Source organism: Stenotrophomonas sp. CFBP8980 (assembly GCF_034046095.1).
Lineage (GTDB): Bacteria > Pseudomonadota > Gammaproteobacteria > Xanthomonadales > Xanthomonadaceae > Stenotrophomonas > Stenotrophomonas lacuserhaii.
Window position 1 is genome coordinate 289225 of sequence record NZ_JAXCXF010000004.1, and the last position, 19799, is coordinate 309023.

General features: G+C 68.1%; 15 protein-coding genes. 2 read left to right on the forward strand and 13 right to left on the reverse strand.

Going from position 1 to position 19799, the window contains the following annotated elements; genetic code table 11:
* Nucleotides 1-3: 3 nt before the first annotated feature.
* From SOM47_RS11510 to SOM47_RS11540, 7 genes are all read right to left on the reverse strand, one after another.
* On the reverse strand, nt 4-231 hold the full coding sequence (locus SOM47_RS11510; RefSeq protein ID WP_042613600.1) for a helix-turn-helix domain-containing protein: 228 nt from the start codon (nt 229-231) through the stop codon (nt 4-6).
* Nucleotides 231-701 carry a DUF2975 domain-containing protein gene (locus SOM47_RS11515; RefSeq protein WP_042613615.1) on the reverse strand — a complete coding sequence of 157 codons (471 nt, stop codon included), beginning with the start codon at nt 699-701 and terminating at the stop codon, nt 231-233. Before SOM47_RS11515 ends, SOM47_RS11510 begins: the two co-directional genes overlap by 1 nt.
* Nucleotides 702-870: 169 nt before the next feature.
* Nucleotides 871-1617 (reverse strand): copper homeostasis protein CutC, encoded by a 747-nt coding sequence (locus SOM47_RS11520; protein ID WP_320505656.1) that lies wholly within the window; start codon nt 1615-1617, stop codon nt 871-873.
* On the reverse strand, nt 1614-2618 hold the full coding sequence (locus tag SOM47_RS11525) for a glycosylasparaginase (protein WP_192083611.1): 1005 nt from the start codon (nt 2616-2618) through the stop codon (nt 1614-1616). The genes SOM47_RS11520 and SOM47_RS11525 overlap by 4 nt, the downstream gene beginning before the upstream one ends.
* Before the next feature lie 45 nt (nt 2619-2663).
* Nucleotides 2664-3692, reverse strand: a complete 1029-nt coding sequence (locus SOM47_RS11530) for a glucokinase (RefSeq protein ID WP_414715794.1) — start codon at nt 3690-3692, stop codon at nt 2664-2666.
* 82 nt (nt 3693-3774) lie between these two features.
* Nucleotides 3775-4905, reverse strand: coding sequence for a fatty acid desaturase family protein (locus SOM47_RS11535; protein WP_042613601.1), 1131 nt, complete (start codon nt 4903-4905; stop codon nt 3775-3777).
* A gap of 15 nt (nt 4906-4920) precedes the next feature.
* Nucleotides 4921-6000, reverse strand: a complete 1080-nt coding sequence (locus tag SOM47_RS11540; protein ID WP_042613602.1) for a flavin reductase family protein — start codon at nt 5998-6000, stop codon at nt 4921-4923.
* 94 nt (nt 6001-6094) lie between these two features.
* On the opposite strand from SOM47_RS11540, the gene fabR reads away from it, so the two are divergent.
* Nucleotides 6095-6748: an HTH-type transcriptional repressor FabR gene (gene fabR, locus SOM47_RS11545; RefSeq protein ID WP_042613603.1), complete on the forward strand. Its 654-nt coding sequence runs from the start codon at nt 6095-6097 to the stop codon at nt 6746-6748.
* Nucleotides 6749-6873: 125 nt separating this feature from the next.
* Nucleotides 6874-7851 carry a zinc-binding dehydrogenase gene (locus SOM47_RS11550; RefSeq protein WP_320505620.1) on the forward strand — a complete coding sequence of 326 codons (978 nt, stop codon included), beginning with the start codon at nt 6874-6876 and terminating at the stop codon, nt 7849-7851.
* A 100-nt stretch (nt 7852-7951) separates the two neighbouring features.
* Here SOM47_RS11550 and SOM47_RS11555 read toward each other — a convergent pair whose 3' ends face one another.
* From SOM47_RS11555 to SOM47_RS11580, 6 genes are all read right to left on the reverse strand, one after another.
* Nucleotides 7952-10495 carry a methyl-accepting chemotaxis protein gene (locus SOM47_RS11555; protein WP_320505621.1) on the reverse strand — a complete coding sequence of 848 codons (2544 nt, stop codon included), beginning with the start codon at nt 10493-10495 and terminating at the stop codon, nt 7952-7954.
* Nucleotides 10496-10728: 233 nt separating this feature from the next.
* A complete protein-coding gene (locus SOM47_RS11560; RefSeq protein ID WP_042613606.1) occupies nt 10729-12708 on the reverse strand; it encodes a choline BCCT transporter BetT in 1980 nt (659 codons plus the stop codon).
* A gap of 129 nt (nt 12709-12837) precedes the next feature.
* Nucleotides 12838-13758, reverse strand: coding sequence for a M14 family metallopeptidase (locus tag SOM47_RS11565; RefSeq protein WP_320505622.1), 921 nt, complete (start codon nt 13756-13758; stop codon nt 12838-12840).
* Nucleotides 13759-13820: 62 nt separating this feature from the next.
* Nucleotides 13821-14105 (reverse strand): DUF6959 family protein, encoded by a 285-nt coding sequence (locus SOM47_RS11570; protein ID WP_042613608.1) that lies wholly within the window; start codon nt 14103-14105, stop codon nt 13821-13823.
* Between the two features lie 132 nt (nt 14106-14237).
* Complete coding sequence (locus SOM47_RS11575; protein WP_320505657.1) at nt 14238-15029, reverse strand: OmpA family protein; 792 nt, start codon at nt 15027-15029, stop codon at nt 14238-14240.
* A gap of 121 nt (nt 15030-15150) precedes the next feature.
* Nucleotides 15151-19779, reverse strand: coding sequence for a YadA-like family protein (locus SOM47_RS11580; RefSeq protein ID WP_320505623.1), 4629 nt, complete (start codon nt 19777-19779; stop codon nt 15151-15153).
* Nucleotides 19780-19799 lie beyond the last annotated feature (20 nt).

The following is a 19799-nucleotide window of genomic DNA, read 5'->3' on the forward strand; positions in this document are numbered from 1 at the left end:
GGATCAGGCGCCGTCGTCCTGCGTCGCGGCCGGATCGTGCCCGAGCAGGTCACCGGGCGTGCAGCGCAGTTCGCGGCAGATCGCATCGAGCGTGGAAAAGCGGATCGCACGCGCCTTGCCGGTCTTCAGGATGGACAGGTTGGCCAGGGTGATGTCGATGCGCCCGGCCAGCTCGGACAGGGTCATGCCGCGTTGCTGCAGCATGCGGTCCAGGGTGATGACGATCGCCATCAGACCACCCCCTCCAGGTCCTCACGCATCGCAGTGCCCACGGCAAACACATGGGCGATGACGAACAGCATCAGCACCGCCACCAGTCCGGTGATCGACATGCCGCCGCCTACTTCCATCCAGGCGAACTGCGGTCCCATCCAGCTGGCATAGACGCCGATGAGGATCGACAGCAGCTCCATCGCCAGCATCAGCCAGGCCATCCGGCGCAGGCGGGTGACATTGCCCCGGGTGAACGGTTGCCGGTCGCCCACCGAGCGCACCAGGCGCTGCAGGTGGCGCAGGAACACCAGGCCCAGCGCCAGCAGCGCCACGATGGCCAGCAGGCCGGCACTGAAGTGCAGCAGCAGGTGCGGCGCATCGCCATGGTCGGCCACCACCGACGCGTCGACCGCATCGAGCAGCCGCGCCGGACGCTGCAACACCAGCGGCACCGCGCACAGCGCGGCCAGGATGCCGAGCCAGCACATCGCCACGACGGCGTGGATGGCGGCATGGGTCAGCTTGAAGATGCCACGCGGATCAGGCGCGCGGCGGGTACGGCTTGGCACGGAGCCTCCAGCAGACAGGCGCCGGAAGAGCGCCCTGCGTTTATTGATAAACGATAAACAGCGTCGTGTCCAGCCCGTGATGCGGTCGTCAGCGCGGGTCCGGCAGCGCGTCCAGCGCGGCACGCAACGCGGCAACCTGCGTGGCGTCGCTCTGCTGATGGTCCAGCGCCAGGCCGGACAGGGCGCGGTTGTGGTGCTGCATCGCACTGCGCTTGAGCGCCTTTGCCGAGGCATGCAGTTCGGTGCAGCCACTGCGCTGGGCGACATCGGCGATGTTGGACGCGGCAAGGCCCGCCCCGGCGATGATCCCGATGCGTCCCGCAGACCGCTGGACCATGCCCGCCAGCACGTCCGCGCCTTCCACCGCCGAGCCGTGGCCACCGGAGCTCAGCACCCGCGCGCAGCCCAGCCCGATCACCGCCTCCAGCGCCTCGTGCAGCTCGCGCGCCGCATCGAAGGCGCGATGGAAAGTGACCGGCAGGCCGCCTGCCGCCGCCACCAGCTCGCGGCACAGCGCGACATCGACGTCGCCCTCGGCCGTCAACGCGCCGAGCACCACGCCGTCCATGCCCAGTGCGCGGCAATGCTGGATGTCGCGCAGCATGACGTCCGCTTCCCAACCGCCATACAGGAAGTCCCCGGCGCGCGGCCGGATCAGCACGAACAGCGGCAGGCGCACCCGGTCGCGGCTGACCGCCAGCGTTGCATGCGAGGGCGTGAGGCCACCGGAGGCGAGGTCGGCGAACAGTTCCACCCGGTCCGCTCCGCCGGCCTGCGCGGCCAGCGCAGATCCAACCCCATCAGCGGCGATCTCCAGCAGCCGGCGCATGCTCAGGTCTGCTCCGTGCGGTACACCGAGTCGGCATCGTGCAGCCCGTCCTGGCGTTGCGCATCGCACACGGCGTAGACGAACCCACGATGCAAGGCGTAGGCGCCGACCTCGCCGTCACGATTCATCGCCAGGAAACAGACCTGCAGTGTGCGGCTGGCTTCGGGGCGCTTGCGCACCACCCGTGCGATCGCCTCGCGGCAGGCCTCGGCCGGACTGCGGCCCTGGCGCATCAGTTCCACCACCAGGAACGAGGCCGCGTTGCGGATCATCTCCTCGCCGACACCCGATGCGGTCGCCGCGCCGACGTCGTTGTCCACGTACAGGCCAGCGCCGATGATCGGGCTGTCACCCACCCGGCCCTGCATCTTCCACGCCATGCCGCTGGTGGTGCAGGCCCCGGCCAGCCGACCCTGTGCGTCGCGGGCCAGGATGCCCAGCGTGTCATGGTTGCTGCTGTCGCCAGGAAGGCCGCGGCGTTCGGCATTGATCTGCGGTGCGTACTCGGCGGTCTGCAGCCACGCCTTCCAGGCCTTTTCGGCGGCGGGGGTGAGCAGCTTGCCGCGCGGGAAACCCTGCTCAACCGCGAAAGCCTGTGCGCCCTGCCCGACCAGCATCACGTGCGGGGTCTGTTCCATCACCCGGCGCGCAACCGATACCGGATGCAGGATGTCGATCAGCGCCGCGACCGAGCCACAGCGACCGTCGCCGTCCATGATGCTGGCATCCAGGCTGAGGTTGCCGTCGCGGTCGGGGTTGCCGCAGCGTCCCACGGTCGGATTGCACAGTTCGCTCTCCGCCCAGCGTGCGCCCTGTTCCACCGCGTCCAGCGCGCTGCCGCCCGCAGCCAGGGTCTTCCAGGCCACGTGGTTGGCACCCACTCCGAAGTCCCAGGTCGACACCACCCGGGGCCCCGGATCGGCCGCGGCAGCGCGTGCGCTGCGTGGCAGTCCGAGAGCGCCGACTGCCAACGCACCGGCCTGCAGGAAGCTTCTACGATCGGTCATGCGCATCCCTCTATTGGTTGTGCCACCGGGCGCGGCGGCCTCGTTTTACCGGGCCAGCGACGCGTTCCACGCCGCTGCACCGAGTACGCCCAGTTCGCCATGTTCAACCCGCCACACCGGCACCTGCTGCAGCACGCTGGCCAGTACGCCCTTGTTGAGGAAGCGTGCCACGAACGGGCTGTCCGGCAGGAACGGCGCGATATGCGCCGAGACCCCGCCGGCGAGGTAGACCGCGCGTGCACCGAACGCAATCGCCAGGTCACCGACGAAGCTGCCCAGCCAGCCGCAGAACATGTGGACGGTTTCAAGCGCCAGCGGATCATCGCCCCGGTGCGCGGCAGCGAGCAGCGCTTCGGTGTCGTCCCAGTGCGCGCTCGCGCCACGCAGTTGGCACAGACACTGGTAAAGATTGAGCATGCCGGTGCCGGACAAAACGCGTTCGTTGTCGACGTGGTCCCAGCGCTGCAGCAGCAGGCGCAGCACGTCCAGCTCCAGCGCGGTACCTGCCGACAGCGCCGAATGACCGACTTCACTGGCCAGCACCGGACGCGCGCCATCGGCAAAGCGCAGCGCAGCACCCAGTCCGGTACCAGGCCCGAGCACCAGCGCCGGCCACGCCGTGGTTGGATCGCCGCTGCCATGCAGCGCGACCAGTGCACCGGCGCGCACGTGCGGGATCGCCAGCGCGACCGCTTCGAAATCGTTGATCAGCTGCAGCGAATGCAATCCTGCCTGCTGGCGCGTGGATTCGACGGCCACCGGCCAGGGCAGGTTCGCGTTCACCAGCACATCGCCGCGCAGCAGCCCGGCGATGGCCACTACCGCGCCACAACCAGGCCCTGCACGTTCGCCGGCGAAGTCGGCCAGGATGGAGGACAGGCTCGGATGGTCGGCACAGCGGTAGCGCCGGAAACCCTCGATGCGTGGCGTGCGCCCAGCGCCGCACGACCAGGCCAGGCGGGCGAAGGTCCCGCCGACGTCCGCGACGATCTGTGCGACATGGGACTCGGGCAAGGGCTGCGGCGAGGGGGATGGGCTCTCGATGGAGACCGGGGACGATACCGCAACGTTCACTCGCACGCCTTTACGGAAAACAACGCAATGCGTGCAATTCTCAGCGATTGCCCGCGCTTTGCATAGCGCGGGCCCTGGCCGTTCAGGCTGTGCCCGCCACCGGCTCGCGGGAGCTCATGCGCGCCGGACGGCTGGGGAACGCATGCCGCAGGATGCGCCAGACGACCTGGCCGAACTGGCTCGGCAGTGAGCCGGTGTTATAGTGCTGGCCATAGCGGCGGCAGATGTCCTTCACTTCCACGGCGATGCGTGAATAGCGGTTGGCCGGCAGGTCCGGGTAGAAGTGGTGCTCGATCTGATGGCTCAGGTTGCCCGACAGCACGTTGATCACCCAGCCGCCCTTGAGGTTGGACGAGCCGCGCAGCTGGCGCAGGTACCAGTGACCGCGCGATTCGTTGCGCAGGCAGTCCTTTGGGAAGGTTTCCGCATCGGCGGTGAAATGACCGCAGAAGATGATCACGTAGGTCCAGATGTTGCGCATGCCGTTGGCCACCAGGTTGCCCAGCATCACCGGCAGGAAGAACGGGCCGGCCAGCGCCGGGAACAGCAGGTAGTCCTTGCCCAGCTGGCGGGCCATCTTGGCACCCACCGGACGGGTCTCCTTCCACAGCTGGCGGGCGGTCATGCGGCCCTTCAGCCAGCGCCCGATGCGCAGGTCCTGGATCGCCACGCCCCACTGGAACAGCAGCGCGAAGACCGGCGCGATGATCGGCTGCAGCAGGTAGAACGGACGCCAGCGCTGCTCGGGGAAGATGCGCAGCAGGCCGTAGCCGATGTCATCGTCCATGCCGCGCACGTTGGTATAGGTGTGGTGCTTGAAGTTGTGGGTCTTGCGCCAGTTGTCACTGGTGGCCACGATGTCCCACTCGTAGCTGTTGCCGTCCAGCTTCGGGTCGCCGGTCCAGTCGTACTGCCCGTGCATCACGTTGTGGCCCAGCTCCATGTTTTCCAGGATCTTGGACAGCGCCAGCAGCAGCGTACCGGCGATGCACGCCGGCCACAGCAGCGGCGACCAGAACAGCGGCGAGAACGCGCCAACGAACAGCAGCAGGCGGCCGAGCACGCCGGACCAGCGCACGGCGGCGGCGACGCGACGAATGTAGCGGGTGTCCTTGGCGCCCAGTTCGCCGATGACCCGGTCGCGGATCGCGTCCAGTTCGGCGCCGAAGGCGTTCAGCTCAGCAGGGGTCAGGGCACGATCAGGGCGGCTCATCAGCAAAGGCTTCCTTTAAAGATCCAGAACCAGGTCGGTGGTCGGGGCACTCACGCAGATACGTACCGGCATCGCCGGTTCATCCTGGTCCTGGCCAGTACGCAGGTGCCGGGTGGCGCCACTGGCGCGCACGCAGGTGCAGGTATTGCAGATGCCCATGCGGCAGCCATGCTTCGGCTTGAGCCCTTGGGCTTCCAGGCTGTCCAGCAGTGCCCTGCCGCGTGGCACGGTCAGCGTGCGGCCACTGCGTGCCAGGGTCAGCTGGACCTCGCCCTGGTCATCGGCAGCCACCGCAGGCGCCGTGAAGGCTTCGGCCTGGAAACCTGCCACGTGATGCAGCAGGCGGTTGCGCGCTGCAGCCACGAAGCCGTCCGGACCACAGGCCAGCACGTGGCGCTGCGCCAGCGGCACATCCCCCAGGCTGTCGAAGGCCACGCGGTCGATGCGTGCCGCTGGCGCCTGCGCATCGCGCGTGGCCAGCAGGCGCACCTGCAGTTGCGGGTCGGCTGCCGCCATCGCCAGCAGCTCCTCGCGGAAGTTGAAGCCGGCGGGGCCGCGCTCCCAGTAATACAGGTCCACCGGTGCACCGAGCGGGCGCATGGACAGCGCGCGCAGCAGGCTGCGCATCGGCGTGATGCCACTGCCAGCGGCCAGCAGCAGCAGCGGGGCCGCGGTGGGCACCGAGAACTCACCGAACGCCTCACCGATGTGGAAAACACTGCCGCGGCGGGCCTGTGACACCAGGTACTGGCTGACCCGGCCGCCATCCACGGCCTTGACGGTGATCGCCAGCAGGTTGCGGCCGAGCAGCGTCGGGCTGTAGCTGCGATGCAGCAGACGGCCGTTGATTTCAATACCCAGGGTCACGTGCTGGCCCGGCTGCATGCCGCGCCAGTGGCGGTTGGTGCGCAGTATCAGGGTGCAGGCGCCCTCGCCGGCCGGCTCACGCCGCAGCAGGCGTGCCAGCGGCTGGCGCAGCGTCCACAGGCGGTTGACCTGCCCCGCCCAGTAATCAAAAAGCGCGGGCGACAGCCAGCGATGCGGCGAGAGCAGCGACGGACGATCAACCATGGCAGGGCGGACGGCAGTGTTCATGGATCCAACTATACGTGCGCGCACACAGCTGTGTATACAGGTGTATATCCAGCCGGATCAGGTATGATTCACGCTTGGTCCACCCGGTTGCCCCATGCCCCCCATTCTCACGCCTCCGCCCGAAGACGCCACGCCGGTCCGCCGTACGGTGACCCGCGAGGATCTGATCATCGCGGCGCTGGCGCTGATCGGGCCGCACCGCAGCCTGTCCACCCTGAGCCTGCGTGAAGTCGCGCGCGAGGCGGGCATCGCACCGAACAGTTTCTACCGCCAGTTCCGTGACATGGACGAACTGTCCATCGCGCTGATCGACCTGGCCGGGCGCTCGCTGCGCACCATCATCGGCCAGGCCCGCCGCCGTGCCACGGTGTCGGCCACCAGCGTGGTCTGGGTGTCGGTGGAGACCTTCATGGAACAGCTGCGCGCCGACGACAAGCTGCTGCACGTGCTGCTGCGCGAGGGCGCGGTCGGTTCGGATGACTTCAAGCATGCGGTGGAACGCGAGCTGCAGTACTTCGAAGACGAGCTGCAGGTCGATCTGGTCAGGCTGGCCGCGATGGACGGGGTACGCCTGCATGCCCCGCAGCTGGCTGCCAAGGCGATCACCCGGCTGGTGTTCGCGATGGGCGCCAGCGCGATGGACCAGCCGCCGGAAAAGGATGCCGAGCTGATCGAAGAGATTTCCACGATGGTGCGCATGATCATCGTCGGCGCCCGCACCCCGGCCGCCTTCCGCCGCAAGCGCTGACCCCGGTACTGACGGCCGCTGGCCGTCCTCCACCGGCTGCCACTGCCCCATCGCCGTTGCCGTTGACCTGCCGTTACCGCGCGCGGTGGCACCCTGTGGGCCTCCCCCCCCCACCAGGATTCCGCATGCGCGCCGCCCTCCACGCCAGCTTTGGCGACCCCACCTCTGTTCTCTCCGAAGGCCAGACGGACCTGCCCGAGCCCGGTCCGGGTGAAGTGCGCATCCGCACCGTGCTCGCTCCGATCCACAACCACGACCTGTGGACGGTGCGCGGGCAGTACGGTTACAAGCCGACCCTTCCGGCCGTCGGTGGCAGCGAGGGCCTGGGCATCATCGATGCCCTCGGCGAAGGCGTGGAAGCACTCGCGCCAGGCCAGCGGGTGGCCGCCGCTTCGGTGCATGGCACCTGGGCCGAAGCCTTCATCGCACCGGTGAGGATGGTGATCCCGATGCCGGATGTGATCGCCGATGAAACCGCAGCGCAGCTGATCGCGATGCCACTCAGCGCGCTGATGCTGCTGGAATTCATGCACGTGGAAAAGGGCGACTGGATCGTGCAGAACACCGCGAACGGTGCGGTCGGCAAGACGCTGGCGATGCTGGCCAGCGCACGCGGGGTCAATGTCGCCAATCTGGTCCGCCGCGACGACGGCGTCGCCGAACTGGAAGCACTGGGCATCACCCACGTGTTCTCCACCGCCTCCGACAACTGGCAGCAGGCGGTGCGCACAGCGCTCGGCGACCGGCTGGCGAGCGCCGCAGTGGACTCGATCGGCGGCACCGCCAGCGGCGATCTGCTGGGGTTGCTTGGCGAGGGCGGCACGTTGGTGTCGTTCGGTTCGATGACCGGCGAACCGATGCAGATTCCTTCCGGTGAGGTGATCTTCAAGCAGGCCACGGTGAAGGGCTTCTGGGGCAGCAAGGTCAGCCAGGCGATGGCCGTGGAGGACAAGCGCCGACTGGTAGGCGAGCTGTTGGAGCGTGCCGCTGCCGGTGGCCTGCAGCTGCCGGTGCAGGCGGTCTATCCGCTCGCGCAGATCGCCGACGCGGCCGCAGCCAGCCTGGCAGGGGGACGCACCGGCAAGGTGCTGCTGCGTCCGTAAACGCGGCATCTCGGAGCAGGGGCCGGGCCGCGCTCGGCGGCGCTTTTCCACGACACCCGACGGATTCCGCCGAGCATGGCTCGGCGCTACCGTCGGGACCTCATGCAGGCTCGGCGGTGAGCGCGGCGCGGTGCGTACGGGTGGAGGTCTCGCGCAGGCGGAAGATCGCCACCGCCTGCTGCAGTTCGTGCGACTGCTCTTCCAGTGAACGCGCCGCGGCATTGGCTTCTTCCACCAGCGCGGCATTCTGCTGGGTCGCCTCGTCCATCTGCACCACGGTCTGGCTGACCTGCTCGATGCCCGCGCTCTGCTCCTGCGAGGCAGCGGAGATCTCGGCCATGATGTCCGTCACCCGGTGCACCGACGTGACGATGTCCTGCATGGTGCTGCCGGCCTGGCGCACCAGCTGGGCGCCCTGCTCCACCTGTCCGACCGAATCATCGATCAGGCCCTTGATCTCGCGCGCGGCAGTGGCCGAACGCTGTGCCAGCGCGCGTACTTCGGTGGCGACCACGGCAAAGCCGCGACCCTGTTCACCGGCACGCGCGGCTTCCACCGCGGCATTCAGCGCCAGGATGTTGGTCTGGAACGCGATGCCGTCGATCACCGTGATGATCTCGGCGATGCGCCGCGAGGATCCTTCGATACCGGTCATGGTCTGCACCACCTGCGCGACCACCTCCCCTCCTTGTGACGCCACCGCGGCGGTACCCTGCACCAGCTGGTTGGCCTGGCGTGCGTGGTCGGCATTCTGGCGCACGGTGGAGGTCAGTTCCTCCATAGACGCCGCGGTTTCTTCCAGGCTGGCCGCCTGTTGTTCGGTACGCTGCGACAGGTCCTCGTTGCCTGCGGCGATCTCGCCTGCCGCACTGTTGATCATCGCGCTGGCCTGCTGGATGCCCCCGACGATGCGCGTCAGCTGCTCCACCGTGGTATCGGCATCGCGCCGCATCCGGGCGAACACGCCGTGGAAATCACCCTGCATGCGCGCGGTAAGGTCGCCCCGGGCGATCGCCTGCAGCAGCCGCGACAGCTCGGCCAGGTTGCCATCGGTGGTATGCATCAGGGTGTTCAGACCCTCCACCATGCTGCGGAAATCGTGGGTGAAGCGCGCCACATCACCGCGCTGGGTGAAATCACCGGCCGCTGCAGCATGTGCCAGCTGCAGGATCTGCGCGTTGATCGCCTGCAGGTTGGCTTTGGTGTCGCGCATCGCCGCGCTGATCATCGCCTTCTCGCCGGGCAGCTCCTCCATGTCCGCGCTCATGTCGCCCACCGCGTAGCAGGCCATGACCTCGACCAGCCGACGCTGCACGTCCACGTGCCCAGCCACCAGCATGTTGGTGCCAGCCACCATGCGGCCATACTCCCCGGGGAAGGCGCCATCATCCAGCCGATAGCTCATCTGCCCTTCGTCATGCCGGCGCGCCATGTCGGCCTGCGCGGCGATCACCGCGCGCAGCTGGGCCTGCATCGCCCCCATCGAGGTCAACAGGCGCCCCACTTCGTCATTGCGCGATGCGCTGATACGGCTGTCCAGGCGCCCCTCGGCCACCGCCGCGGACACGCGTTCGGCCTCGGCCAAGGGCTTCAGCACCAGCGCACGCAGCAGCACGAACAAGGCCGCGCTCAGCAGCACGGCCGAGAACAGGCCCACTGCCACGATCACCCACAGCAGCGTGCGCGCCTGCGCCATCACGTGCGCCTTCGGCACCGCGATGCCCAAGGCGAACACCTGCGGCGCCGAGCCTACCCGCAACGGCACGAACACCTGCAGCTCCTCCTCGCCATTGAAGCGGGCTTGGCTGCCGATCGTCTCGCCCTTGGCGACGGCGGCCAGCATCGCCTGGGTACCGGCATCGTCACGCAGCTTGCCGACCTCATCCGCATTACGGCTGGCCATCACCGAACCGGCCGGCGACAGCAGGGTGGCGTGGCCGACCTCCATCGGCCGCATCGCCGCGATGCGCGCCTGCAGCGCCGCCAGCGTGAAGTCGACCGTGATCACCCCTTGGTAGCGCCCGTCTTCGAGGATCGGGGTGGCCACGGTGGTCATCAGGGTGTCCTTGCCGGCCACCGGGTAGTAGTACGGTTCCACCACGGCCTGGGCGAGCGTCTGCCGCGGCTTGAGGTTCCAATCACCTTCACCGGGCTTTTCGTAATCGCGCAGCGCTTCGCGCACCAGCGTACCGTCCTGCCAGGCCCACCAGGCCATGAAGCGGCCGCTGCCATCATGGCCCTCGCTGTCCACGAACGCAGCGTCCTTGCCATCGAAGGCATCGGGCTCCCACAAGGTGCCCATGCCGAGCCACTGCGGGTGCGCCTGCAGCTGGGCGCGGATGACTTCGTTGGCCGCCGTCCGGTCCAGGCTGCCCAGCGATCGCTGCACGCTGAAACTGTTGGCCAGCGCCGTGCCGGTGTCGGCGGCCACCGCGATCTCGGCCGCGATCCGCTGTGCCTCCTGCCCGGCCAGGTCCTGCAGGCGGGCCTGCGCGCTGTCCAGCAACGCATCGCTGCTGCGCCAGTAACTGATCACGGCGGTGAAACCGAAGCAAGCCAGGGCGAGCAGGCCGGTGCCGAGCATCAGGCGCCGGGCCACGCTGGGCGGACGCGTGGAGCGGGAAGAAAGGAAAGCGGTACGCATCACGGAACTCGGAAGGGGGCGGACAGCCTCTCTATCGACCCGTATGACGGTTTCTTGACCATCGGTAGGGACGGCCGCTGGCCGTCCGCCTCCCGCTCTGGTGGGTGACGACCGTTGGCCGTCACGCCTCTGCCGTTGCCGCTGCGCTCGCCGAGCATGGCTCGGCGCTACCACGCCAGCCGCCGACCCCGCCGCTGGCCGTCCCGCCGAGCATGGCCCGGCGGCGCCGGAAATCAGCGACTCAGGTGCAGGAACTGCACGTGGCGCTCGTACTGGCTGATGATGTCGTTGATGATCTGCTCGCGGCTGTAATCGACCAGATCGTAATCCTGGCTGCCCTCGTACAGATGCACCTCGGCCCGGTAGTAGCGGCTGTTGCGCGCCTGATGCGAGGCGAACGACGGCACCCGGTAACCGGTCAGGATCACCCGGTACAGGAAATCCTGCTGCTCGCCATGGTTGACCGACAGCTCCATGTCACCCGCTTCCAGCCGCGTGGAAACCTCCCAGCCATCCCCGCGCAGCTGCTCGGCCACCGCTTCCATCGCCGGCTTCACGTCGGTATCCATGAACCGGTACACCTGGTCGCGCACCGGGAAATTGACCGCCCGCCCCAGCCGCTGGCGCCAGCCCTGGTGGTGCCGGCTGGCCCCCACCAATGGCGAGGCCCGGTACTGCAGCGCCCGCTTGCGGTGCGACTCATCGGCAAAGGACCGCATCAGCCCCCACGCCATCAGCAGCAGCACCGCCGAGAACGGCAGCGAGGCCAGCACCACCGCGGATTTCAGCGCATCCATGTTGCCGGCCAACAGCAGCCCGGCGGTGACCACCGCGGTCACCGTGCCCCAGAACACCCGCAGCCAGCGCGGACCGTCGTCTTCGGGCGCCCCGCCATGCGATGACAGCGTGGACAGCACCACCGCACCGGAATCGGCCGAGGTCACGAAGAACACGAAACTCACCAGCACCGTCACCGCGATCACCGCCCGGCTCCACGGATAGCTTTCCAGCAGGGCGTACAACACGGTGGGAGGGTCATCGATGGCCAGTTGCGCCAGCTGCGATTGCCCATGGTGCAGCACCTGGTCCAGTGCGCTGTTGCCGAAGATCGACAGCCACGCCAGGGTGAACCCCAGCGGGATCAGCAGCACCCCGAACACGAACTGGCGGATGGTGCGGCCGCGCGAGATGCGCGCGATGAACAGCCCCACGAACGGCGACCAGCCAATCCACCAGGCCCAGTAGAACACCGTCCAGCTGCCCATCCAGCCCGGCTTCCCGCCGTAGGCATAGACATCGAAACTCTTGCCCACCACGCTGCCCAGGTAGTCACCGGCGTTCTGCATCAGCGTGCCCAGCAGGTACTGGGTAGGGCCGGCGAACAGCATGAACAGCACCAGCGCGATGGCCAGCAGCATGTTGATGTTGGACATCCAGCGCACGCCCTTTTCCACGCCGGTCACCGCCACCGCCACCGCCGCGCCCATCATCAGCACGATCAGCGTGATCTGCACGCCGTGGGTGTGCGGCACGTTGAACAGATTGGCCAGGCCGGCGTTGAGATGCAGCACGCCAAAGCCCATGTCCGCGCCCAGGCCGAACACGGTGGCGACGATGCCGAGGGCATCCACGGTATAGCCGATCGGTCCGTTGATGCGGTTGCCGATCAGCGGGTAAAGGGCTGAACGCAGCGCCAGCGGCAGGTTGTGCCGGTAGGCGAAGTAGGCCATCGCCATCGCCGCCAGCGCGAACACGCCCCAGCCGTGCAGGCCCCAGTGCAGGAACAACAGCTGCATGGCCTGGCGCGCCCCGGCTTCGCCTGCCGCCGGGTCACCCTGCGGCGGCTGCATGAAGTGGGTCAGCGGTTCGGACACGCAGAAGAAGAACAGGGTGATGCTGATGCCGGCGGCGAACAGCATGCCCGCCCAGGACAGATAACTGAACTCCGGCTCGTCGTGGTCGGCGCCCAGCTTGATGCTGCCATACGGCGACAGCGCGGCGACCACCACGAATACCAGGTACAGCGTCATCGCCAGCAGGTAGTACCAACCCACGTTGGACGAGGCCCAGTCCTGCGCCTGCATGAGCATCCGCCCGGCACCCAGCGGGTAGACGCTGACGAATACGGCGAACGCCACGACGATGAGCGAGGCGATGGCAAAGACGGGCCGCAGCGTCCGCACCGGGGTTTGTTGAGGCTCCAGGGCTTCCATGAAAAGCGACCTGCTCCGAATCAAGGGGTATCCGTACCATCATGACGGACCCACCATCGATTCGTGATGAAGGCCACCAGAAACCAGGCATTTAGCGTGATTTCTGGCGGAAGGCGACAGTCGATTACGTCAAACAGCAGCCAATACGTAATCCAGCGCAGCGGTCACCGCCACGACCTGGGCCTGGTTGCACTGCGCCGGGGTGGCGCGCGGGCTGTCCGGGTAGACCTCGGTGGTGGTGGTGTAGCGGGCCCCGGTGATGCCGGCACACAGGCCCAGCGCCACCAGCGGGTACTCGATCACCCCGTGCGAGACCACCTTCGACCCGATGATCTCCCCGGCCTCGTCGGCCGGTGCGATATGGGTCACCTGCTCCACCGCCGTTACCACCGCCTGCTGGAACGCCGGCTGCGGGTTTTCGGTGTCATCCACCAGATAGAAGCCATCCGGAATCAGGCCCGGCTCGAACGGCTTGCCGTCGCGTGCAGCCACCGCCGGACGGAACTCGCTCTCGTCGCTGTCGGTAGTCTCGTGCAGGTCGATGTGCAGCACGAACTGTGACTTCAACGGCGCCACCAGCTCGATCAGCGCGGTGGACTCACGTGCCGGACCGCCCTCGCGGAAGTTGCGGTTCGGGTCGATGGCATCGTAGTTCCAGCGGTTGATGCGCTCATAGCCCCACGGGTTCACGCACGGCACCACCAGCAGGTTGATGCGCCCTGCATAGGCGGCGGCATGCAGTTCCAGAAACTCCAACGCGCCCATCACGCCGCTGGTCTCATAGCCGTGCACGCCGCCGGTCACCAGTGCCGCCGGCAGCGCCGGATTCCAGCCGGGGCTGCGCAGGGCCAGCAGCGGGTAGGTCTCGCCGGCGTAGTCCAGCGCACCGTACTGCACCGGCTCAAAGGAACCCGCGAGCGCATCGATGCGCGGCAACACGTCCTGCTCGAAACGACGCAGCCGCTGCTGCCGTGCCCGCCACTGCGTGCGCTCGGCCTCGCCCCAAGGCTGGCCGGGGGTTCCCACGGGATAGAAGGCAACAGGGCTCATGGCGGTCTCGCGGCAACGGAAATCAGCGCGCATTTTAGCACCGCAGCCACGGGCGACTGGATTCAGCCCATCGCCTCGCCGGCATCGGCCAGGCGTTCTTCGATCTGCGCATACCAGTCCTGCAGCACCTCGATCAGCAGGTCCATTTCCGCATCGGCGCGCGGAAGGCGGCCAGCGCGCAGCGATACCTGCGCCTCCTGCAACTGCGCGATGAAGCCGGCCACGGTGTCGGACTGCACGATCAGGCCAGGATGGCGGCGCCCCGGCAGACGCACCACGGCATGGTTGCCGAGCTGTCCATACAGACTGATCGTGGTGTAGGTCTTCATCGCCAGTTGGGCGTTCATGCGATCCTGTCTGGAGAGAACTGGTTCACCGGCACGCGCGGGCTGGACGGGGGAGACGCTGCCGCGCGTGCCGGGGAACCAGGGGGACACGGGAGGTGGGCCGGCGCGCAGGCCGCCCACGAGAAGAAGCGGTCAGTCGATCCGGGCACGCCCGGATATCTGCACCCGGCGGTTGGGCGCAAGGCAGGCGATCAATGCCGGCTGGCTGCGCTGATCGCACTGCACCAGTGGCTCGGCATCGCCGCGACCTTCGGCACGGATCGCCCCGCTGGCCACTCCGCCTTCCACCAGTGCGCTGCGCACGGCTTCGGCACGACGCATGGACAGCGCCTGGTTGTAGGACGCGCTACCGATGCGATCGGTGTAACCGACCACCTCGATCCGCTGTACCTCGCTGGCCCGCTGTACCTGGCCGAGCAGCCCGTCCACCGCACGGCGGCCGGCGGCGCTCAGTTCGGCGCTGTCGAAGGCGAACAGGGCATCAGCGGACAGCCGCAGCGGCTCCGGCGGTAACGCGGCGGGCACTTCAGCGGTGGCTGGCGGCGGCGGTTCCACCAGCGCCGCGCACGACTGCGGCTTCCAGTAGCCGCCCTGGGCGACGCCCTTGCCATCGAACCGCACCTGGAACTGGCAGGTGAAGTACTCACTGCGCTGCGGGGTGCGGAAGTTGAGCAGGTAGTTCCACTCACGCACGCCCCACATGCCTTCGTTGAAGTGCGGTGTGCCCAGCAACGCGTACAGCTGGCGCTTGCTCATGCCCGGTGCGAAGCGGCGCAGGTCGGCCGGGTCGGCGAACACACCTTCCTTCAGCGAGGCCTTGCCGGGCTCCGGGAAGCTCACTGCTTCGCCAGCGGTGCTGCCGGCAACCGGCGCCTCACCCGCCGCGCCATGGCTGCGGCAGCCGGCCAGCGTGATGCAGGCCATCAGGGCGGGCAGCAGCACGCCGCGCAGCGCCCTGTAATGCGTATTCGTCGTGTCCATCAGGTTCCCCCTGTCATTGCTGGAGCCAGGACGGGCCGGCATCTCACCGGCCCGTCCGGCGTGCTTACCACTGGATGCCGGCACCTACAGCCACCCCGCCATCACCGCGGGTGTTGGTCGAACCGCTGAACTTGTAGATCCAGCGCCCGCCATCGGAGACGCCGGAAAGACCGACCGCCATGCCCGATTCGCCGTTGAAGCTGCCCGCCGCGAACGACGCCATGCTGCGACCGGCTTCGCTGGGCTGTGGCAGGGAGGCCACCGCCATCGCCGAGGCGATACCGGCCGAAGCGCGGTCATCGGTGCGCTTCAGGTTGCGATCGAAGCTGTCCATGCGCTCATCGGTATAGGCCTTGGACCAGTCCAGGGTCTGCGCCATGCCGCTGCGCAGCTGGTCGACATTGACCGCGTCGGTGCCGGCGGTACCGGCGGCGACATTGCGTACCTGGGTCGGCCCACTGCCCGCCTGCCCCAGCGTCACGCTGCTGAAGTTGGTGGTGCCGTTGGTGTTGTTGTCATAGCGCAGCGTTCCCTGCTGCGAGGCCTGCAGCTGGCGGACATTGACCGCATCGGTGGCCTGGCTGCCATCGGCCACGTTGGCGATCTGCCTCTCGGCACCGACGCTGCCCACCGACACCGTGTTGGCACGGTCGGCGACCGAGCCGGCACCCAATGCCACCGTGTTGTCGGCCTGTGCCTGTGCGCCGTTGCCCAGCGCGGTGGCATTGGCACCGGCTGCACTGGAACCGGCACCGCCGGCGGCCGCGTTTGCCCCGCTGGCCGATGGATTGGCCAGGCCCTGCGAGTTGTTCACCTGGAACATGCCCGAGGTGCCGTTGTTGATGTTGTTGATCTGCTGGTCGGTGTAGCTCTTGGATTCGTCGATGGCGTAGTTCACCCCGTTCTGCAGCTGGCCGACATTGACCGCGTCATAGCGCTCTGACCCATCTGCCACATGGGTGACCTTGCGCTCGCCACCGCTGCTGCCCACCGACACTTCGCCTGCCGAGTTGCTGGCCCCGGCCTGGCCGTAGGCGCCGGTATAAGCGGCCTGCGCGCCGGTATCGGCGACCGAGCCTGCACCCAGCGCCACGCTGTTGTCGGCCGATGCATCGGCGCCATCGCCGATCGCCACGCTGGCCGCACCGGCTGCGCTGGCTTCAGGACCGACCGCCACCGCGTCGGTACCACTGGCTGTGGCGCCGGCCTTGGCCGAATTCACCGCCAGGAACGGGTTGCCACCGGCGATATTGTCGATGCGCTGGTTGATGTTCAGCAGCGAGGAATCCACCGCCGAGAACGCAACGGTGACATTGCCGTAGTCGTTGCCGGTCACCGTGCCATCGGTGGCGATGGATGAGATCCGGAAGGTCGGCGCGGTCCAGATGTTGCTTCCGCCGTCATACATCGTGGTACCTCCGAAATAGTTCGCCACGGTCTGGTTGGTCGCCGACAGCTGGTTGCCGGTGACCGCCTGGCGGCTGCCCGCGGTCACGCTGCCATCGGCCAGGTTGTCCAGCACCACCGCAGTGCCGCTGCCATCGCCGGCCAAGGTGATGCGGTTGCTCGCGTTGCCCGCCACATCGGCGTCGTACTTCACCGCCAGGCGGTCCACCGTATCGGTCTTGTCAGCGACATTGGCCAGCGAGGTGCTGACGGCATCGAAGGCAGTGCCTACGTCGTTGTAGTCACCGCTGCTGACGCTGCCATCCACGGCGACGTTGTTGAGCGTATAGGTCGGTGCAGTGACCGTACCGCTTGCATCCACGCCAGCGCCGCCACCGAGATGGGTGGCCACCGACTGGCTGCTCGCGAACAGCTGCGCACCGTTGATCGCTTCACTGCTGGTGGCCGATACCTCGCCCGCTGCCAGGTTGCTCAGCGTGGTCGCGGTGGCGCCATCACCCAGCGTGGCGCTGCTGTAATCCACGCTGCCATCGGCGGCGATGTCATAGCGCAGCGCCCCTTGTTCGGAGGCCTGCAGCTGGCCCAGGTTCACCGCATCGGTGGCGGCCGTCGCATCGGCGACGTTGGCCAGCTGGCGTTCGGCACCGGCGGCGCCGATGGACACCGTGCCATCCCGATCGGCGATGCTGCCCGAGCCGATCGCCACCGCGTTGGCCGCCGTGGCACTGGCGCCGCCACCGATGGCGACCGATTCAAGGCCGCTGGCAGCAGCATCCACGCCCGTCGAGTTGACCTTGAAGAAGCGCGACGCTTCACCGGTGCGGATGTCGTTGATCTGGGTGTTGAGGTTGACCAGCGAGCCGTCCACCGCCGCGAAGGCATCGCTGGCGTTGTCATACACGCCCGGGGCCAGCACGCCGTCGGCCGCGACCGAGGTGATCGCGAAGGCCGGGGCGGTGAACAGCGCGGTGGCCGGATCGAACGCGGTGGTGCCACCGAAATAGGCCACCAGTGCTTCATTGGTTGACAGCAACTGGGCGCCGGTGATCGCCTCGGTGCTGCCTGCCGCGACCAGGCCGTTGCTCAGGTTGCCCAGCCGGGTGGTGCCACTGCCGTTGCCCAGCGTGGCATTGCGGTAGTCGATGCTGCCGTCGGCGGCCACGTCGTAGCGCACCGCGCCCTGCTCCACCGCCTGCAGTTGACCTACGTTGACCGCATCGTTGGCGTCCACGCCATCGGCCACGTTGGCCAGCGTGGTGGTGCCGGTGCCTCCGCCCAGGGTGGCACGACGGTAGTCCGGCGCGCCGGTGCCATCGTCGTCGTAGGTGATGGCCATCACACCGACGTCGTTGATCAGCTCGACCGCACCCTGCAACTGCGCGACGTTGACCGCATCGGTGCCCAGGCTGCCGGCGGCCACGTTGCTGATCTGCCGCTCTCCGCCAGCAAAGCCCACCGACACTTCGCCGCTGGATACCTGCGCGGTGTCCAGGCCATACGCGTTGTAGCTGGCCTGTGCGCCACGCAGCGCGCTGGAACGGTAGCCCAGCGCCACGCTGTTGGCCTTGTCGGAGGTGGCTTCGGCACCCAGCAGCACCTGGCCGTTGGCGGTGCCGCTGGCGCTGTCACCGACGATCACCGAATGGCCCATGCGCGCGGCGTAGTCCGCCGTCGGCACGCCGGTGGGATCGGTCGGGTCGTTCACTCCATTGCCCGGGAACGCGAGGTTGGCATCCTGCAGCGGCAGCCGGTGGCTGGCGTTGGCGCCGATCACCACTTCACGCGAGCCATTCGCATACGCGCCATCGCCCATCAGCACCTGGTAGTCCTGGGCCGGGTTGACCGCCCAGCAGTCGATCGACACCACCCCCAGCACATCCAGGCACGAGGCGGCCCAGTCCGGCGCCTGGCCCGGCAGCACCAGGCCGAGCAGGCCATTGGGGTCGCCATTGTTGATGTTGTAGATGTAGCTGTCCGAGGTCACTCCGCCGATCAGGGTCAGGTGCGAGCTGCCGCCGGTGGTGGCGCCGCCCAGTCCATTGAGCAGCGTGCCGACCGGGGTCAGGTTGACCACCGGCAGGCCGAGCACGTTGGTGACCGAATAGGCCTGCTGCACGTTGGCACTGTTGACGGCCAGATTACCGTTGCGGACATAGCCATCGCCGCCGAGCAGACCCTGCGCGGTCGGCCCGACCAGCGTGGACAGGGTGCCGACCAGGCCACCGCTGCCGATGATCAGGCCGGAATTGGGATCGGCCGGGCGCGGCGCCTTGGGGCTGGTCGGCGGAATGGCAGACGGCGAGGACAGGCCGAGACCATCGGTCACCCCGCCCACCAGTCCACCTACGCCCCCCACGACCCCACCGACGACTCCGCCCAGGTCGCCCTGGACCAGACCGCCGACCGCGTCGCCGACGCCATCCAGCAGCGACCCGACTCCCCCGACCACGCTGCCCAGGTTGAGCCCGCTGGCCTGCGCGGCGGCGGTCGCCTGCGTGGCCAGCTTCGGATTGCGGTCAGCCACCGCCAGCAGGTGGGCTTCACCCTCCACGCCCACGCCACCGGCCACGCCGGTATCCAGGGCGGCGCTGACCACGGCATCGGTGGCGACCAGCTCTTCGTCCTTCGCGGCAAGGCGGACGGCGGCCTCGGCAGCAACCTTCGCATCCAGTGCGTCGGTGCCTGCAACCTCGGCGTCCACTGCGGTAGCCAGCTTTGCCTGCACCAGCGCGGCCGGGGTCGGTGCGACGGCGATGCCGGCATCGACCGAGGCGTTGATCGCAGCAAGCGTGCTAGAAGGCGCATCCACCGCGCCGATATCCGCCTTGACGCCAAGCTGCGCGGCGACGGCCGGTGCCGGCGCTGCGACGTTCGGCGTGCGCACCGCAGCCGCGACTTCCACCTTCGCGGGCAGCACATGACGGACCACCGGCAGGCGGCTGGCAACTCCCGGCGAAACGCTGGCATCGACGTTGGCCAACGCATTGCCCGCAGGCTGGCCGACGATGGCGGCCAGCGCTACGTCAGCATCCACCTTGACCGGGGCCTGCTGGGTGTACTTGGCCGCAAGTGCCTGCAGGTCGCGCAGGGTCTGGTTGTTCTCCGAAGCGGTTGCGGTACCGGCGCACAACGCAAGCGCCAGGGCAACGGCCAGCATCGCCGGCGCCGGCAGCGCGGCACGTTGATCGATGAGCGAGGAGGCGCCGTGGGCGCCGGTGGCCAGTTCAGAGGCCACGACCATGGCGCGCAGCTGCCTGCTCCACACCAAGCGGAAAATACGATTCATGAGTTTAGTCCCCCGTGGAC

Coding starts and splice junctions, on each gene's coding strand:
- SOM47_RS11510 (WP_042613600.1), bottom strand. CDS start 231: ATGGCGATCGTCATCACCCTGGACCGCATGCTGCAGCAACGCGGCATG.
- SOM47_RS11515 (WP_042613615.1), bottom strand. CDS start 701: ATGTGCTGGCTCGGCATCCTGGCCGCGCTGTGCGCGGTGCCGCTGGTG.
- SOM47_RS11525 (WP_192083611.1), bottom strand. CDS start 2,618: ATGACCGATCGTAGAAGCTTCCTGCAGGCCGGTGCGTTGGCAGTCGGC.
- SOM47_RS11535 (WP_042613601.1), bottom strand. CDS start 4,905: ATGAGCCGCCCTGATCGTGCCCTGACCCCTGCTGAGCTGAACGCCTTC.
- SOM47_RS11540 (WP_042613602.1), bottom strand. CDS start 6,000: ATGAACACTGCCGTCCGCCCTGCCATGGTTGATCGTCCGTCGCTGCTC.
- fabR (WP_042613603.1), top strand. CDS start 6,095: ATGCCCCCCATTCTCACGCCTCCGCCCGAAGACGCCACGCCGGTCCGC.
- SOM47_RS11550 (WP_320505620.1), top strand. CDS start 6,874: ATGCGCGCCGCCCTCCACGCCAGCTTTGGCGACCCCACCTCTGTTCTC.
- SOM47_RS11555 (WP_320505621.1), bottom strand. CDS start 10,495: ATGCGTACCGCTTTCCTTTCTTCCCGCTCCACGCGTCCGCCCAGCGTG.
- SOM47_RS11560 (WP_042613606.1), bottom strand. CDS start 12,708: ATGGAAGCCCTGGAGCCTCAACAAACCCCGGTGCGGACGCTGCGGCCC.
- SOM47_RS11565 (WP_320505622.1), bottom strand. CDS start 13,758: ATGAGCCCTGTTGCCTTCTATCCCGTGGGAACCCCCGGCCAGCCTTGG.
- SOM47_RS11570 (WP_042613608.1), bottom strand. CDS start 14,105: ATGAACGCCCAACTGGCGATGAAGACCTACACCACGATCAGTCTGTAT.
- SOM47_RS11575 (WP_320505657.1), bottom strand. CDS start 15,029: ATGGCCTGCATCACGCTGGCCGGCTGCCGCAGCCATGGCGCGGCGGGT.
- SOM47_RS11580 (WP_320505623.1), bottom strand. CDS start 19,779: ATGAATCGTATTTTCCGCTTGGTGTGGAGCAGGCAGCTGCGCGCCATG.